Origin of the sequence: Gordonia sp. (in: high G+C Gram-positive bacteria) (assembly GCF_052106715.1) — a bacterium.
GTDB lineage: Bacteria > Actinomycetota > Actinomycetes > Mycobacteriales > Mycobacteriaceae > Gordonia.
The window spans coordinates 45,939-62,238 of sequence record NZ_JBQEDL010000013.1 but is presented as its reverse complement, the minus strand read 5'-3'; the positions used below and the strand labels follow the sequence as shown (position 1 = coordinate 62,238).

At 66.4% G+C, this 16,300-nt stretch carries 18 protein-coding genes; 9 read left to right on the top strand and 9 right to left on the bottom strand.

Going from position 1 to position 16,300, the window contains the following annotated elements; genetic code table 11:
• Window positions 1–5: 5 nt before the first annotated feature.
• Entirely contained in the window at window positions 6–731 is a 726-nt protein-coding gene (locus ACTIMF_RS08845; RefSeq protein ID WP_442349911.1) for a GNAT family N-acetyltransferase, read from the bottom strand.
• Window positions 728–1,549, bottom strand: coding sequence for a dienelactone hydrolase family protein (locus ACTIMF_RS08840; protein ID WP_442349943.1), 822 nt, complete (start codon window positions 1,547–1,549; stop codon window positions 728–730). Before ACTIMF_RS08840 ends, ACTIMF_RS08845 begins: the two co-directional genes overlap by 4 nt.
• A 50-nt stretch (window positions 1,550–1,599) precedes the next feature.
• On the opposite strand from ACTIMF_RS08840, the gene ACTIMF_RS08835 reads away from it, so the two are divergent.
• A complete protein-coding gene (locus ACTIMF_RS08835; protein ID WP_442349910.1) occupies window positions 1,600–2,310 on the top strand; it encodes a TetR/AcrR family transcriptional regulator in 711 nt (236 codons plus the stop codon).
• Window positions 2,311–2,380: 70 nt separating this feature from the next.
• Complete coding sequence (locus ACTIMF_RS08830; protein WP_442349909.1) at window positions 2,381–3,550, top strand: acyl-CoA dehydrogenase; 1,170 nt, start codon at window positions 2,381–2,383, stop codon at window positions 3,548–3,550.
• 23 nt (window positions 3,551–3,573) lie between these two features.
• Here the strand turns inward: ACTIMF_RS08830 and ACTIMF_RS08825 are convergent, their stop codons facing one another.
• Both ACTIMF_RS08825 and ACTIMF_RS08820 read right to left on the bottom strand, forming a co-directional pair.
• Window positions 3,574–4,263: a TIGR03089 family protein gene (locus ACTIMF_RS08825; RefSeq protein ID WP_442349908.1), complete on the bottom strand. Its 690-nt coding sequence runs from the start codon at window positions 4,261–4,263 to the stop codon at window positions 3,574–3,576.
• 23 nt (window positions 4,264–4,286) lie between these two features.
• Complete coding sequence (locus ACTIMF_RS08820; RefSeq protein ID WP_442349907.1) at window positions 4,287–5,867, bottom strand: LCP family protein; 1,581 nt, start codon at window positions 5,865–5,867, stop codon at window positions 4,287–4,289.
• Between the two features lie 352 nt (window positions 5,868–6,219).
• Here ACTIMF_RS08820 and rfbD point away from each other — a divergent pair, with 352 nt between their 5' ends.
• From rfbD to ACTIMF_RS08805, 3 genes are read left to right on the top strand one after another with little or no spacing between them, the layout of a single operon-like run.
• Complete coding sequence (gene rfbD, locus ACTIMF_RS08815; RefSeq protein ID WP_442349906.1) at window positions 6,220–7,140, top strand: dTDP-4-dehydrorhamnose reductase; 921 nt, start codon at window positions 6,220–6,222, stop codon at window positions 7,138–7,140.
• Between the two features lie 9 nt (window positions 7,141–7,149).
• Window positions 7,150–8,031: a glycosyltransferase family 2 protein gene (locus ACTIMF_RS08810; RefSeq protein ID WP_442349905.1), complete on the top strand. Its 882-nt coding sequence runs from the start codon at window positions 7,150–7,152 to the stop codon at window positions 8,029–8,031.
• Between the two features lie 20 nt (window positions 8,032–8,051).
• Window positions 8,052–9,143, top strand: a complete 1,092-nt coding sequence (locus ACTIMF_RS08805) for a sugar phosphate nucleotidyltransferase (RefSeq protein ID WP_442349904.1) — start codon at window positions 8,052–8,054, stop codon at window positions 9,141–9,143.
• A gap of 31 nt (window positions 9,144–9,174) precedes the next feature.
• Here ACTIMF_RS08805 and ACTIMF_RS08800 read toward each other — a convergent pair whose 3' ends face one another.
• Window positions 9,175–10,077, bottom strand: coding sequence for an LppP/LprE family lipoprotein (locus ACTIMF_RS08800; RefSeq protein WP_442349903.1), 903 nt, complete (start codon window positions 10,075–10,077; stop codon window positions 9,175–9,177).
• A gap of 191 nt (window positions 10,078–10,268) precedes the next feature.
• Entirely contained in the window at window positions 10,269–10,919 is a 651-nt protein-coding gene (locus tag ACTIMF_RS08795; protein WP_442349902.1) for an O-methyltransferase, read from the bottom strand.
• Between the two features lie 153 nt (window positions 10,920–11,072).
• Here ACTIMF_RS08795 and sigE point away from each other — a divergent pair, with 153 nt between their 5' ends.
• The 4 genes from sigE (at window position 11,073) to tatB (ending at window position 14,103) form a co-directional block, all read left to right on the top strand.
• The gene (gene sigE / locus ACTIMF_RS08790) at window positions 11,073–11,789 is read left to right on the top strand and encodes an RNA polymerase sigma factor SigE (RefSeq protein ID WP_442349901.1); all 717 of its coding nucleotides are present in this window, start codon (window positions 11,073–11,075) and stop codon (window positions 11,787–11,789) included.
• Window positions 11,790–11,901: 112 nt separating this feature from the next.
• Entirely contained in the window at window positions 11,902–12,219 is a 318-nt protein-coding gene (locus ACTIMF_RS08785) for a zf-HC2 domain-containing protein (RefSeq protein WP_442349900.1), read from the top strand.
• Between the two features lie 3 nt (window positions 12,220–12,222).
• On the top strand, window positions 12,223–13,638 hold the full coding sequence (locus tag ACTIMF_RS08780) for a S1C family serine protease (protein WP_442349899.1): 1,416 nt from the start codon (window positions 12,223–12,225) through the stop codon (window positions 13,636–13,638).
• Between the two features lie 21 nt (window positions 13,639–13,659).
• Window positions 13,660–14,103: a Sec-independent protein translocase protein TatB gene (gene tatB, locus ACTIMF_RS08775; protein WP_442349898.1), complete on the top strand. Its 444-nt coding sequence runs from the start codon at window positions 13,660–13,662 to the stop codon at window positions 14,101–14,103.
• A gap of 10 nt (window positions 14,104–14,113) precedes the next feature.
• On the opposite strand, the gene ACTIMF_RS08770 is transcribed toward tatB, so the two are convergent.
• The 3 genes from ACTIMF_RS08770 to ACTIMF_RS08760 all read right to left on the bottom strand — a co-directional run bounded on the left by ACTIMF_RS08770 (window position 14,114) and on the right by ACTIMF_RS08760 (window position 16,274).
• The gene (locus tag ACTIMF_RS08770) at window positions 14,114–14,737 is read right to left on the bottom strand and encodes a DUF3558 family protein (RefSeq protein ID WP_442349897.1); all 624 of its coding nucleotides are present in this window, start codon (window positions 14,735–14,737) and stop codon (window positions 14,114–14,116) included.
• Complete coding sequence (locus ACTIMF_RS08765; protein ID WP_442349896.1) at window positions 14,734–15,048, bottom strand: hypothetical protein; 315 nt, start codon at window positions 15,046–15,048, stop codon at window positions 14,734–14,736. The genes ACTIMF_RS08770 and ACTIMF_RS08765 overlap by 4 nt, the downstream gene beginning before the upstream one ends.
• 89 nt (window positions 15,049–15,137) lie before the next feature.
• Window positions 15,138–16,274, bottom strand: a complete 1,137-nt coding sequence (locus ACTIMF_RS08760) for an Mrp/NBP35 family ATP-binding protein (RefSeq protein ID WP_442349895.1) — start codon at window positions 16,272–16,274, stop codon at window positions 15,138–15,140.
• Window positions 16,275–16,300: the final 26 nt, after the last annotated feature.

The window sequence follows — 16,300 nt, the reverse complement described above, 5'->3', positions numbered from 1 at the left end:
CGACCTCATCTCATTCCTTTGTTGACCCGCAGGATCTCCAGTGGCGCTTCGGAATTCAGAGTGAATCCCATCTTCTCGTACAGGTGACGCGCGGAGTTGTCGGCCGTCGTGTGCAGGAACGGTGCATGGCCCGCGTCGACGATCACCTGAGCGACGGCCGACACGACCCGTCGTGCGAGCCCGCGTCCACGCGCGTCGGGGTGGGTGCACACCGCACTGATCTCCGTCCACCCGGGCACTTGCAGGCGTTGCCCGGCCATCGACAGGAGGCGGCCGGAACTCGGGTCGCGGTAACCGAGGTAGACGCCCATCTCGATCGTCCGGGGAAGGAACGGGCCCGGCTCGGTCAGTTCGACGAGGGCAGTCATCTCCGGGACGTCCGCGGAGCCGAGTCGGACCAGCTCGGCATCGGCGGCAGACACGGCGGCATCTCCTCGGTACTGCACGAGATCGATCTCGGCGACCACGTCGAAGACTCCGTCGGGCAACGGAGTCCGGCGATCCCGCAACGACGCGGTGCGCCCGACTCCGGTCAGCTCGGCGAGGTCGACGTAGTCCTGCGCGGTCATCTCGCGGGGGTGACCGTAGAACACCGACACGTCGGGCTCGAAGGTGACGATGTTCCCGAGGCTCCGAGCGAAGTGCGACTGCGGGCCGCGCAGCGCGGTGGTGAACGGGTCGTCGAGGACGGTGGTGTCGGGTTCGCTCCCGCTGAATCGAGCCGTCGTCACGCCACGTCCAGCTTCTGACGGAAGAAGTCGATGATCTGATCGAGCGCCTCGCGAGTCGGCTCCCCGGGTTCGTCGATCAAGTGCTCGGTGACGACCGAGTGCGGCGGGATCGCGGCATTCGGGTTCGCCGCGTCGTCAGGCAGTTCGACGCCGAGGAACGAGTCGCCGAGTTCGCGGCGCAAGAAATCGAAGCGGCCACCGGGCGAGAGCCGGTCGCCTTGGAATCGAGCGCCCAACACTTGCAGTCCTTCGTCGCGGCACCGTGACCGGACACAGGCGAGGTCTTGGGGCGAGATGTCGATCGTGGAGCGCCGACCGGGTGTCGCGCCGAAGGGGAGGGACGGCTGCGACAGGACGGGGGCGAGCATCGCGTCGTCCACCGACATGGCGAGGGCGAAGCCCCCGGTCAGGCACATGCCGATCGCGCCGATGCCGGGGCCCCCGCACTCGGAGTGCGCGGCGCGGCCGAGCGCACGCAGCCAGGTCACGACCGGTGACGTCTTGCCGGTGGCGAAGACGGTGAACTCGCGGCTCACGCACACCTTTCCCATCGCGCGCACCATCCCGACGCCGGCTCGCGGCAGGTCGGACAGTTCCGCCGGATTGGGATCGGCACCGTCGACACCGAACAGCGACGGCATGAACACGGTGAACCCGGCCGCGACGACGCGGCGAGCGAAGTCGGCGACCTTCGGAGTGATGCCGGGGATCTCGGGGATCACGATCACGGCGGGGCCGTCGCCGAGGCGATAGTAGTGGTGAGTGATCGCCTCGTGGGTGAACTCGTGGCGGTCGAATCCGGCGAGGGCGGTAGGAATTTCCACCACACCAGCTTGCCTCACCGGCTCGGCGTTGGATACTGGGTGCCATGAGTGAGGGCGCAGTGGCGGGGGAGTCCGACGCGGCGGACTTCCGGATGCAGGTGGTCGCCGAGTCGATCCGGCTGTTTGCCGAGCAAGGCTACGAGTCGACGACGGTCGACGCGGTCGCCGCGGCGGCCGGAGTGTCACGGCGCACGTTGTTCCGGCAGTTCCGTTCCAAGGAAGACTTCATCTTCGCCGACCACGAACAACTGTTGGTGCTCGTAGCGGAACAACTCGCGGACGCCGAGGAGTCGAGCGCCGATCCATGGTGGTCGGTCTGCGTGGCTGCTGAACAGGTCTTCGCGCATTTCGCCGCGCACCGCGATCTGGCTGTCGGCCGGTATCAAGTGGTGTCGCAAGTGCCTGCGCTGCGTGATCGGGAGCTGGTCACCACCTATCGCTACCAGCGACTCTTCGAGGACTCACTGCGCCGCAGGCTGCCCGCTGTGCCGCGCGTCAGGCAGGTTGCCTACGCAGCGGCGGTGACTGGCACGCACAACCATCTGCTGCGTCAGATGGTCCGGGGTGACCAGGCGGCGACCGCCGACGCGCTGCGCGCGGAGCTGCAGTGGATCCACTCGACGATGGTCGACCGGGTCCGCCCGGACTCGCCGTCGGGGACCGCGGTGACAGTTGTCACTCACGGCGCAGACCTCAGTGCGGACGATGTCGCCGACATCGTCCGCGATCGATTGACTTGGCACGCAGTGCCATGATGAACTGCAGGAAGTTCCCACTATCGCGGCACTCAGTGACACTCGCTGTTGTCAGTCAAAGGAGTAATCCATGGGCAAGTTCGGAAACCCCGATTTCGACCTCTTCCAACTACCGGAGGAGCATGAGGCTCTCCGCGAGGCGATCCGCGCACTGAGCGAGAAGGAGATCGCGCCGCACGCCAAGGATGTCGACGAGAACGCACGTTTCCCCGAGGAGGCTCGCGCGGCACTTGTCGCCAACGGCTTCAATGCCGTGCACGTCCCCGAGCAGTTCGAGGGTCAGGGCGCCGACTCGCTCGCCGCCTGCATCGTCATCGAAGAGGTCGCACGCGTCGACGTCTCCGCGTCGCTGATCCCGGCGGTCAACAAGCTCGGCACCATGGGGCTGATCCTGTCCGGCTCGGATGAGCTCAAGGCCAAGGTCCTTCCATCGATCGCCTCCGGCGAGGCGATGGCCTCGTACGCCTTGTCCGAGCGCGAAGCCGGCAGCGATGCGGCAGCGATGAAGACCCGTGCGCGCCGCGACGGCGATTCGTGGGTCCTCAACGGCTCCAAGTGCTGGATCACCAACGGCGGACAGTCCGCCTGGTACACCGTTATGGCGGTCACCGACCCGGAGAAGGGTGCCAGCGGCATCTCCGCATTCATGGTCCACAAGGACGACCCCGGCTTCACCGTCGGACCGCTCGAGCACAAGCTGGGCATCAAGGGCAGCCCGACCGCAGAGCTGTACTTCGAGGACTGCACGATTCCCGACGACCGGATCATCGGCGACGAGGGCACCGGCTTCAAGACGGCCCTCGCGACGCTCGACCACACTCGTCCGACCATCGGCGCACAGGCCGTCGGCGTGGCGCAGGGTGCCCTCGACGCCGCGATCGACTACGTCAAGGAACGCAAGCAGTTCGGCCAGTCCATCAGCAAGTTTCAGGGTGTCGAGTTCATGATCGCCGATATGGCGATGAAGGTCGAAGCGGCTCGCCTCATGGTGTACTCGGCGGCATCGCGTGCCGAGCGTGGCGCAGGCCCCCTCGGCTTCATCTCGTCGGCGTCCAAGTGCATGGCCTCCGACGTCGCCATGGAGGTCACCACCGACGCCGTGCAGTTGTTCGGCGGCGCGGGCTACACCACCGACTTCCCGGTGGAGCGCATGATGCGTGACGCCAAGATCACCCAGATCTACGAGGGCACCAACCAGGTTCAGCGAAGGGTCAGGGCGCGCTGTTTGCTTCGCGGCTGAGAGATGCGCGGCCGGGTACTCCGCTATGGGCGGAGTACCCGGCCGGCCTTCTCCATTGCCGCGATAGCGTCGACACGCGCATCGTCCGCACCGCGGACCCACACCAGCGACGCGCCGACGAGCAACGGCGCGAGCAAGTTGGCTGCGATCGTGTCTGCCGTGTCCCAGGGGCGAGTGGAGACGACGCGTTGACCCGCCTCAACCTCCGACTCGATCCGGGCGAGCGCCGAAGTCGGCACCTCGTCGAGCGCGAGTTCGCCGGCGCCGACAGGGGAGTACCGGTCGCCGTGGGCGCGGACCGACTCGCCGAAGTCGTCGACACCGATCGGCAGATCCCGGGACCCCATCGCGAACGGGTCGAGTGGGACGACGACGATCTCGTCGGCGTCGTGCTGATCGAGCCGGCCCGCAGTGGTGAACACCACCCGGGCGTCACCGTCGTAGTCCCCGACGAGAACGCGAGCTCCCGCCCACCACGCACCCAGTAGGACGGCTGCGCTCTGCCAGTGCTCGGGTAGGTCGACGCGGACGTCGTCGCCGGGAGCAACGCCCACCTCGTCGCGCAGGTAGTTTGCGATCTTGGCGGCCCAGTTGCCGAGGGTCGCCGCCGACAGTTCGGTGCGTTCCCCGGTGCCCTCGTCGTAGAACGTGAACAGCGGACGGGCGGGGTCGGCCACCCGGCCCAGGACTAGAGAAGTCAGCGTGTCGGTCATCCAACCATCGTCGCCGACGTCGATCAGTTGACGCAGACCGGGCCGTCGTTGTCGGCCTTGATGACCTTGGACGAGGGAGCCGACGACGTCGACGAGGCGCTCGCTTCGGTGCCGCCGTCGTCGCCACCGCCCTGGTCGCCGGTGTTGACGATCGAACCCGCACCCACATACGTGTTGGTGAGCGCGACCTTGAGGTGGTTCTCGGGAAGCGAGGAGTCCTCGCGGATCTGAATGCCTCCGCCGAGGTCGCTGACCAGTTGTTTCGCGCCCTCGTTATCCGTGGAGTTCGCGTACACCAGCGAGTCGAACTCGTTCATCGGCTTGTTCGACGTCGCACCGGCCTTGAAGCCACGGCTGGCCAGCACCCGCGACACGTTGCCTGCGAGACCGTCGACGGTGCCCGCGTTGATCACGTCCACCGTGAACTCGGCACGGGGGTTGTCGGACTTCTCCGGCTCCTGGTTGCCCAGCAGTCGGTCGACGAACGTGTGCACGGCTGGCGGGTCGATTGCGAGGACGCTTTGGGTGCCGTCGTCGCTCCACGCTTGGTCGTCGGCGATCGGGATAGTGGCGAACTTGATGTTGCCGCCCGTGAGGTCCTTGAGCTGCTCGGCGAAACTGATGATGTCCCATCCGTCGTCGAGCAGCACCGACTTGGAGACGGCGTCCTGGAGTTCGTTGAGCTTACCGGAGTCGGTGAGCGTCTGCGTCGACAGGATCTTCTGCGCGAGCGATGCCATGTACACCTGCTGTCGGGTGATGCGGTCGAGGTCGCCGCGCGGCAGTCCGTGACGCTGCCGAACGAAGCTGAGGGCCTTCGGGCCGTCGAGGGTCTGCTTGCCCTTGCGGAAACGAGCTCCGGACAAGGGTTCCCGAACGGAGTTCTTCAGACACACTTCGACGCCGCCGACCGCGTCGGTGAGCAGCGCGAAGCCGAGGAGTCCGACCTCGGCGTAGTGGTCGACGGTGACGCCGGTCAGGTTTCCGACGGTCTTGATGAGCGCCTGTCGGCCCGCCTTGGTGCCTTCCTCTTCCGCCTCGGCCTCGGTGGCGCCGTTCTCGACGTCGCGGGCGCGGACGGTCTCCCGCGTGGTGCCATAGGCGGAATTGATCTTGCTCTTGCCGAGTCCTGGGACTTCGACGTACGTGTCGCGGGGGATCGACACAGCAGTCGCGGCGGACCCGTCGTTCGGGATGCGGACCAACAGGATCGTGTCCGTGCTCGTCGAGACCTCGCCGCTCACGCGGAGACGCTTGAGCTGGTCCTCAGGGAGCGGATTGCCTTTGGCGTCGTTGCGCGAGTCGGTTCCCACCAGCAGGACGTCGACGGCTCCGTCGTCGCCCCCGCCCAAGGCGAGCCCGCCGAGTTGGGTCGCCGACGATCGGATCGAGTTGAACTCGCTCCACCCGACGCCCGTGATCACCAAGACCAGGATCGTGATCAACGCGACGAGCGTCCGACCGATGTGCTTCGGCGGGACTCCGGCGATCGGTCGGGTGGCCCACACCGACACCGCTTCGCGCAGAGTTCCGGCCTTGGCCGCACCTGCACCGCGTGAGTGCATCTCCGATGCACGCTCGCCAGCACCCTCGGCGCCGGCCACGGACTTCGCCTCTTTCGGAGGTCGGCGCTTGCGGGGCTTCGTGTGGATCTCCTCGGACGTTCGACGACGGCGTGTGCCGGTATCGACCGGAGCCGGTCGACGTCGGCGCGGCGCGTCTCCACGCGGGCGCGGCGCAGCGCCGTCGGTCCTCCCGCGAGTGCCATTGCGGCGAGGCTTGTCCTCGCCGCCTTCACGTCGCTGATCCACGCGTGTGTCGTTCCCTTCACTGCAAGTCGGTGCGCGCCGTCCGACGCGGTCTCCCGCACGAGGATACTGGCGAGTCCGGGACCAATCGGGGAAGCGCGCCCGGGCGTGGGCGACGCCACGTCCCGGGTGAGGCACGATTGTCGGTGTGAACTCTCCCTCGACGGTCTATGTGATCGGTGCCGCAGGCCAACTCGGATCCGCCCTCCTCGCATCTCGTGCGGTCCCTACAGACGTCTGTGTCGTGGGGTTGAGGTCGTCGGACATTGACATCGCGTCGAACGCTTCGGTCCGATCGGCGCTCGCCGATCTGCGAGACGGAGACGTCGTCGTCAACGCTGCGGCGTTCACCGATGTCGACGGGGCCGAGACCTCCCGCGACGTCGCATATGCCGTCAACGCCGACGGGCCGGCGAATCTCGCCTCGGCTACAGCGGCGGCGAGAGCGCACCTGATCCACGTCTCGACCGACTACGTGTTCGGGCGGCCGACGTCCGGGCACGGACTGTGGGGCTCTCCGCTCGAGCCGTCCGATCTGCGCGGCGACGCGGAGCCCGACACCGTCTACGGAGCGAGCAAGCTCGCGGGGGAGCGGGCGATGGCCGCCGCCGACCCGAACGGCGTCGTGGTGCGCACCGCGTGGGTGTTCACCGGGCGCCCCCCGGTCCGCGACTTCGTGACGACGATGCGTCGCCTGGAGGGCGAGCGAGACGAGATCACCGTGGTCGACGACCAACGCGGCTCGCCGACGTACGCGCCCGACCTGGCAGACGGGTTGTGGGAACTTGCCGTCAGCATGCTCGCGGGTCGTTCACACGGTGGATCGGTCGTTCACGCGACCAATGCCGGTGAAGCCACCTGGTGTGATCTCGCTCGCGCTGTGTTCACCGTCCTCGGAGCCGATCCTGAGCGGGTGAAGCCTTGCAGCACAGAACAATTCCCACGGCCAGCACCGCGTCCGCCGTACTCGGTGTTGTCTGCGAAGAGCTGGGAGAACGCGGGCTTCACGCCGCTGCGTGACTGGCCGGATGCCCTCCGCGACGCGCTCGGCGCACCGACTTCGGGTTAGTCTGTCGCGGTGACTGCTCCTTTCGGCGTAGTGACCGTGACCTATTCGTCCGGTGACTACCTGCACAACTTTCTGCGCACGCTCGGCGACGCGTCGCAGCACAGCCCTCAGATCGTGATCGCCGACAACGGATCCACCGACGGCGCACCCGAGAAGGCAGCGGCCGAGCACGAGAACGTGACACTCGTCGACTCGGGCGGGAACATCGGCTATGGCGCGGCCGTGAATCGCGGCGTCGCCGAGCTCGATCCTGACCTCGACTTCGTCGTCATCGCTAACCCCGACGTCGAATGGTCTCCCGGCTCGCTGGACGTACTCCTCGCAGCCGCCCGACGGTGGCCGCGCGCCGCCAGCCTTGGCCCCCTCGTGACCGAGCTCGACGGCTCGGTGTACCCGTCGGCGCGCGCCGTCCCGAATCTCGTGTCGGGCACCGGGCATGCCGTCCTCGGTGCCGTCTGGCCGTCCAACCCGTGGACCAGGGCCTACCGCGACGACGAGCAGGGACTGACCGAGCGTCCTGTCGGGTGGCTGTCCGGATCGTGCCTTCTGGTGCGGCGCAGCGCATTCGACGGAGTCGACGGCTTCGACTCCCGCTACTTCATGTTCATGGAGGACGTCGACCTTGGTGACCGGTTCGGTCGTGCCGGGTGGCTCAACGTCTACGTACCGAGCGCCAGCGTCCTGCACGCCAAGAGTCACTCAGTCAGCAAGCACCCCGAGAAGATGATTCCGGCGCATCACCAGAGCGCCTACCGGTTCAATGCGGACCGGAACCCGGGGGCGCTCCGAGCGCCCTTGCGCCTTGCCCTGCGGGCCGGGCTGGCCGTTCGGTCGAAGCTCGCTGTCTCAGCGGCCCTGCGCGAGCGACGGCACACCGGCAGCGACGTCTGACCGGCGTCCGACCCGTATCGATGATGGAAGGAAACTCCGTGGCACCGTCTGTTCAGGCACTGATCCTCGTCGGCGGCAAGGGCACAAGGCTCCGCCCGCTGACGCTGTCGGCACCCAAGCCGATGCTCCCGACCGCCGGCCAGCCGTTCCTCACGCATCTGCTGTCGCGGATCCGCGAAGCGGGGATCACCGACGTCGTACTCGGCACCTCGTTCAAAGCCGAAGTGTTCGAAGAGTATTACGGCGACGGCTCGTCGCTCGGCCTGGACCTCACGTACGTTACCGAGGAGCAACCGCTCGGCACCGGCGGCGGAATTCGCAATGTCTACGACTCGTTGACGGCGGACACGATCCTCGTCTTCAACGGCGATGTTCTCGGCGGCACGGACATCCACGATGTGGTGACCACTCACCAGGAGTCGGGTGCCGAGGTGACATTGCACCTGGTCCGCGTCAGTGACCCGCGTGCGTTCGGTTGTGTGCCAACCGACGCCGACGGCCGCGTCACCGCGTTCTTGGAGAAGACGCAGGATCCGCCGACCAACCAGATCAACGCTGGAACGTATGTGTTCAACCGCAGCGTAATCGGTGAGATCCCTACCGGGCGGGCCGTTTCGGTGGAGCGCGAGGTGTTCCCGTCGCTTCTTGCGCACGGACGGCACATCCATGCGCACGTCGATGCAGCCTACTGGCGTGACATGGGCACGCCCGAAGACTTCGTGCGCGGTAGCGCCGACCTCGTGCGCGGCATCGCGCCGTCGCCTGCGATCGCTCAGCAGTGCGGTGAGGCGCTCGTCCTCGACGGTGCCGACGTGGCACGGGGAGCTGTCCTCATCGGCGGGACTGTCGTCGGTCGCGGCGCGATCGTCGGGGCGGGGGCTCGGCTCGACGGCGCCGTCGTGTTCGACGGCGCGAGGGTCGAGGCCGGCGCCGTCGTCGAACGCAGCATCGTCGGCTTCGGCGCGAGCGTCGGCGCGGGTGCACTGATCCGCGACACCGTGATCGGTGACCGCGCATCCATCGGCGCGCGTTGCGAGCTGCTGCGCGGGGCCCGTGTGTGGCCGGGCATCCAGGTGCCCGACGGCGGTATCCGCTTCTCGACCGATGTCTGACCCGACGTGGCTGCCTGATCCCTCGCGGCTGCTACCGCGGCAGCGACGGTGCCGACCGCGGTGTGTGCGGCCGCGGCAGCAGTTCGGTCGGCGGAACGAATCCAGCCGGTGGTCGCGGGCTGGTCGACGGTCGGGGCTTCGACGACGGGGCACTCTCCGACGGTGCGGCTTCGGATGACGGGCCTGGTGTCGTTGGCCTTGTCGGGAGCGACGGGTACGGGGTCGTCGACTGCTCTGGCGCCTCTGACGTGGTTGGCGGCGCCGCGACGTCGGGTGCCTGCGGCGCCACTGTGTTCGGCGTCGTGTCGGGAATCGGGACCGTGTCCGTGTTCGGCGGGGCGACGAGCGCCCGGTCGGGGATCGTGCGGTCGGCGATCACGTTCTGCCCGGACAGCGTGTACGTGACGTCGACGGGTCCGCCGGTCGGGTTCGCGGTCGAGTCGCGGCCCTCGAGCCAGCGGTAGCGGACGACGACCGAGTCGATCGTGGAGCGTAGGACCGATGTGAACGCGGTGTACGCCTCGGTGTCGTAGCGGATGAAACCGTCGGCGTCGAAGAACAGGATGCGCTGGGGGGAGCTGCCGGTCCCGCCTTCGAGGTCAGCGTTGGCCCACATGAGTTCGGGACAGGAGCCGAGTTCGGCGCGGGTCCCCTCCGACGCGACGAATCCGCGTCCGCCGTACGCGTCGATGGAGGAGACCGCCCGTGCGACGGTCGCTGCCCCGAGGTCCAGGCACCCGCCCGGACCTGCAGTGACCGGGTGGTCGACGGCCGGGGCGGACTGCGTCGGCGATACGTCGGCGCGAGCCCCGCTCGCCGTCGACTGCGGCTGGTCCGAATCGGATGCTCGATCAGCGTCGCCGCTGTCCCGACAGCCCGTCACCGTCACGACGATGCACGTCGCCACGACGGCAGCGGTCGCGAGCTTCCTCATGGTGTCTCCTTGGTCCGTTGTCACCGGGCCCTTCGAGTTCGGCATGTGAGACGTTAGTCTGCTGGTCGTTCGAACGAAGGACGTCCGGCGGCGCGCCAGCGATCTTACTGGCACGTCTGACGTCGACGTCCACTGTGGTGCCCGATGGCTGCTGGGCCCTCGCACGTGTCCGTCGGCTGTCCGATGGGAGACTAACGGGCCTTCGCTGCCGCCAACAGGCCATTGCCGACGGGAATCACGGCGGGCAGGAAGCGGTCGTCGTCGGCGACGATGGTCGCCGCCTCGCGTGCGGCGAGTGTCCGCGGGTCGGTTGCGTCGCGGTCGGCGATGGTTCCGTCGGCCGAGGCGTTGTTCACCACGAGCAGTCCTCCCGGCCGCAGGATGCGTACCGCTTCGGTGACGAACGCCGGGTACGACATGGGCGGTCCGTCGACGAACACGAGATCGTACGATTCGTCGGCGAGCCGGGTGAGGACGTCGGTCGGTGCACCGTTGATCAAGCGTGTCCGTCCGGGCGCGATCTCCGCGTCGGCGAATGTCTCTCGAGCGGCACGGTGATGCTCGGATTCGGGGTCGATCGTGGTCAGGACGCCGGTCGACGGCATTCCCGCCAGCAGCCAGAGGCTGCTCACGCCAACGCCGGTCCCGATCTCGACGACGTGCTCGGCGTTCGCCGTCCGGGCGAAGAGTGACAGAAGGGCTCCGGTAGCGGGGCTGACGGCGCGCGCGCCGAGCTCTTCGCCGCGCATCCGTGCGGCGGCCATCGCATCGTCTTCGATGATCGCAGCTTCGGCGTAAGCGGCGAGCTGGTCGGTGGTCTGCGAACCAGTCGTGTCAGTCATGTCAACGAGGGTGCCACAGTGGTGCTGACCAGGGCCCGCCCCACGCCGCTCACGACCGATTCCACATCCTGTGGACGTGCTGCCTCACATCCTCAGGGAACACACAGCCCGTTCTGGGGGGTCCCACATTCGAGTGCGAGAGGGTCATAGTCAATGGCTTGGAATATCGATCGCGGCGCTGACGTTGTACCGGGGGACAATGCTCGGTCTGTCCGCGATTTCGCGATGAAAGGAACTGGCACCGCACCGATGACCGTCCCTGACACCACCGAATCGGCCTCGCGTGACTCCTTCCGCGGGACTGCGGGCTTCGATGCGACCGGCGACACCACCCTGATGCCGTCGTGGGACGAGCTCGTCGCCGAGCACGCCGATCGGGTCTACCGCCTCGCTTACCGGCTCTCGGGTAATCAGCATGATGCTGAGGACCTCACCCAGGAGACGTTCATCCGAGTCTTCCGGTCGCTGACCAGCTACAAGCCGGGAACCTTCGAGGGTTGGTTGCACCGCATCACGACCAACCTGTTCCTCGACATGGTTCGTCGTCGCGCCAAGATCCGGATGGAAGCGCTCGAGCCCGTCTACGAGAAGATCCCGACCGACACGCCCGACCCGCAGCAGGCCTATGCGGACGCGAACCTCGGCCAGGAGCTCCAGGAAGCGCTCGACGCATTGGCGCCGGAGTTCCGTGCCGCCGTGGTGCTGTGTGACATCGAAGGCCTCTCGTACGAGGAGGTCGGCGCTACGTTGGGCGTCAAGATGGGTACGGTCCGCAGCCGCATTCACCGTGGTCGGCAGGGGATTCGTGAGTACCTCGCGGCACGTGGGCACACCGACAGCCGCTCGGTCGCCGTCGCCAGTGAGGGCTGATCGCGTAAGCTGGGCCCGACCGATCGCGTTGGGCCGCCGCAGCGGCCGCCGAGTGGAAGGGGCGCCGCCAGTGGGTCTGGGACACCGTTCGTCCGGTCGCCGTTGGGCGCCGGTGAGTTCGTCGATCGTTCCCAATCCTGAACACGCTGCGCGCCACGAGTTCGCGCCCACTGAGCATCTCGCGGTCGAAGCCGTGGTCGCCTATGTCGACAACGAGTTGTCGCCGATGGCCACCTCCCGTGCCGATTCTCATCTGTCGCTGTGTGCGAAGTGTTCTGAAGAGGTCGTCAGTCAGGTCCGTGCACGCTCGCTGCTTCGTGGTGGTGCGCCGATGAGTGCCCCGCCGTCGTTGCTCGGTGAGCTCAGCAAGATTCCCACGCAGGAGATCGACATGCGTGGCGTTGGCCGATCGAATCGCCGGGGCCGCTGACCCGTGGATGATCGAACCCCCACGTCGAGGGACGAAGCTGTCTTCGGACGTCCGGAAGGCGTCACCGGATCGTTCTCGCAGGCACCGACGCCGAGCCGCCCGGAGCCGACTGTTGCTGCGCCAGACCCTGTCTTGAGCGAGGCGTTCAGTCGTCCGGACGGCGAGTCGGAGACGTTGCAGCGCGATCCGTATGCGGTGGCCGTCGACGATGCGCCGCAGGCGCCGGAGGATCCGTGGCGTAGTCCGGAATCCGGCGTCGCATTGGCCGGGCCCGCACTGCACGAAGGCAGCACGCCGGCTCCGGTCGATCCGGGCCCCAAGCTAGGTGTCCGGGACCTCGTGTCGGGCCAACGAGTGCACTGGTGGGCGTTAGCGTCATTGGCGATGGTCGCGATACTCATCGGAGTCTTCGGTGGCCTCGTCGGTCGTTGGACCGCTGAAGTCGCCACCCCATTGAACTCGGACTCGGTGCACTTGAGTGATTCGGGTTCGGACTCGGGCGACGACGGCGACGAGAATTCGGTCACCAAGGTTGCGAACGCGATGGAGAAGGCCGTCGTCATGATCGACGTGCGCACGGCGGGCGGTGGCGCGACGGGTTCGGGTTTCGTGCTCGACAAGCGCGGTTACATCGCGACGAACAATCACGTGGTGTCGATGGCTGCAGCCGACCGAGAGGCGAAACTCGAGGTGGTCCTCTTCGACCGCACCCGTGTTCCGGCTCGTCTGGTCGGGCGCGACCCGAAGACCGACCTCGCCGTCATCAAGGTCGACAATGTTCAGAATCTGACGGTGTCGACTCTGGGCGACTCGTCGAAGGTGAAGATCGGCGAGGACGTCGTCGCATTCGGTTCGCCGTTGGGACTGTCTAAGACAGTGACGACGGGCATCGTGAGCTCGGTTGATCGACCGGTGCCGTTGCGTCCCGACGCGGAGTCGGACACGGACGCGGTGATCAACGCGGTCCAGACGGATGCGGCGATCAACCCCGGTAACTCGGGTGGTCCGTTGGTGGATTCCAAGGCTCACGTGATCGGCGTGAACACGGCAGCGCGGACGTCGAACGGCGGCTCGATCGGTCTGGGCTTCGCGATCCCGATCAATGAGGCCGTCCCGGTCTTCGACTCGCTGATCAAGGACGGCCGGGTCAGTCACCCGACGATCGGCCTGACCGCGGCGACTGTCCGTAACGACAAGGTGTTCGGCGCGCAGGTCCGAGACGTTGCACAGGGCAGTGCGTCCGCTCGCGCCGGTCTGCGTGAGGGCGACGTGGTGACGAGTTACAACGGGCGCGAGATCGAGGGCTCTGACGAGTTGACGGTTGCGGTTCGTACGTCGAAGATCGATGAAGCGGTGAAGTTCACCTACTGGCGTGAAGGACGTACCTTCGACGGTTCGATCACGCCGGTCAGCGACTAGACGGATCGAGCGGGTTCACGGATGTTTAGCAGTATCGGCTGGGGTGAGATCGTGGTGCTGCTTGCTGCGGGTCTGATCATTCTCGGTCCGGAGCGACTGCCCGGCGCGGTGTCGTGGACGTTCCAGTCGATCCGTAAGGTCCGCGACTATGCGACCGGCGCGTCTGGCCAGTTGCGCGACGAGATGGGCACCGACTTCGACCAGTTTCGGGAGCCTATCCAACAGATCAACGAGCTTCGACAGATGAGCCCCCGCAGCGTGGTGACGAAGCACCTTCTAGGCGGCGACTCCTCGTCGGTGGACGACCTCGGCCGCACTGTGCGCGACACCCTCGACATCCAGGGGACGTCGAAGCCGTCTCGCCCTGCGCCCGCCGTCGCCGAACCCTCTGCTCCGACGCCGCCCCCCGCGAAACCCAATCTCTCCAAGCGTTTCCACGACTACACCGACTGGGACGCGACATAATCCGAGCAGTTCAGACCGGCATCTTCCCAATCGTGGCCCGCGTGAAACCGAGCGCCCGGTCGCAGACCTCGGAGATGGGTGGTTGGTTCTGTCCGTAGTGCGTAACCATCGTGATGACTGACGCGCCCCCAGACTGCACGTAAGTGTCGCATTGGTCGCCGGTCGTATAGATGTGGACACCCACTTGTCGGCCGGCGATAGTCTCATCCGGGAGCCATTCGTTGATGCCACCTGATCGCCGAGTCTTTGCGAAGTCGAGACCAGGGGAATTGCCAACGAATTGACTCAGGTTCCATCGATCACCGGTGTCTGTGCTGGTATATCTCCATTTGCAGCCGCGGAGCGTCTGCCCATTCGACCCCGCAGCATCGGCTGCCGATAACGGTTCAACGTTAAGGGCGGCCAGTCCATCATCATCTAACGTCGTGCACGGCTCGTATTTCGTCCCGTCATTGCCGGAGCTCCAACGACGGTCGTGACGTGTATCGAATGGCAGATGATTTCCGTAATCATCGACCTGCCGGATTCCACTTGTCACGGAACTGGTGGCGATTGAATCGTCGGATTTGGTTGTGCAGGCTGCAACTGCGGAAACGATACAGAGGAGCGTGACGTAGCGACGTCCATTTTTCATCTGGGCGGGCTTTGTATCGAAGTGCCGTTCTCTGCGTCTGATTGCTGTAGCCCTCGCTGACAATCTGTTGCGGAGATGGCAAGGCGCTCGGCAGTTGCCGCCAGACCCTTGAGTTGTTTCGTGCCGTGCTCGACCACGGCTCGCAGGCGAGTGAAAAGTACGAGGCCTTCCTCGCAGCCGATACCAAAGTAGTTTGCGCCGACGACCCTACTTAATGCGTCACTCAACTCCTCCAATTCGATCCCGGCGGCACGAGCGGCTGCGATCCTGGCGTACCAGGCAGCGGTCTCGGAGACTACGTCGTTGCTCACTGCGACTCCCTGGGGCTGGGTTGGGCTCCTATTGAGTTAGACGCACCGTAGCGCTGTTCGGTTCCACCGACTCGCCGAATGCGAAGATGTCAGTCGTGCCGGGTGGTGTCGATGCCGAGATTCATGCCTGCGAGGCCGCGCCGTCGGACGGCGAGTTTGTCGGCGATGGAGCGCAGGGCAGAGCCTGAGGCCGAGTCCGGTCGAGACAGGACGACCGGAGTTCCGGCGTCGCCGCCTTCGCGGAGCTCCTGCTCGAGCGGTACCTGGCCGAGGAGTTCGACGGGTGCGCCGACGGCCTTCGTGAGCCGATCGGCGACGATCTGTCCGCCGCCGGAGCCGAACGGCTCCATGCGTGAGCCGTCGGGCAGTTCCATCCACGACATGTTCTCGACGACGCCGAGGATCTTCTGCCGTGTCTGCAACGCGATCGCGCCCGCACGCTCGGCGACTTCGGCTGCGGCCTGCTGCGGGGTTGTGACGACGAGGATCTCGGCACCTGGGATCAGTTGTGCGATCGAGATGGCGACGTCCCCGGTCCCCGGGGGAAGGTCGAGGAGAAGAACGTCCAGGTCACCCCAGTAGACGTCGGCCAAGAACTGCTGAAGCGCACGGTGCAGCATGGGTCCACGCCAGGTGACGGGGGTGTTCCCATCGGTGAACTGGCCGATCGAGATGAATCGCACGCCGTGGCTCTGCGGCGGCATGATCATCGACTCGACTTGGGTCGGCTTCGCGTCGCTGCCGAGCATGCGGGGAACGCTGTGTCCATAGATATCGGCGTCGAGCACGCCGACCGAGAGTCCGCGCTCGGCGAGCGCGGTGGCCAGGTTGACAGTGACGCTCGACTTTCCGACACCGCCCTTACCCGACGCGATCGCGTACACGCGGGTCAGGTTGCCGGGTTTGGCGAATGGGATCTCGGGCTCGGCGCGGTCGCCGCGCAGCTTCTTGCGGAGCGCGGTGCGCTGCTCGTCGTCCATCACGTCGAGTTCCACGCGGACGGAACCGACGCCCGGGACATCGGACACCGCGGTGGACACTCGTTGCGAGATCTCGGTCTGCATAGGACAACCGGACGTCGTCAGGAAGATGCCGACATCGATGGTTCCGTCGTCGGCGATCGCTACCGATTTCACCATCCCCAGGTCGGTGATCGGCTTGCCGATCTCCGGATCGGCGACCTTGCTGAGCGCTGAACGTACGTCGGCTTCGGTAGGAGTACTCACAGACTTCACTCTAGTCAGTGGTACCG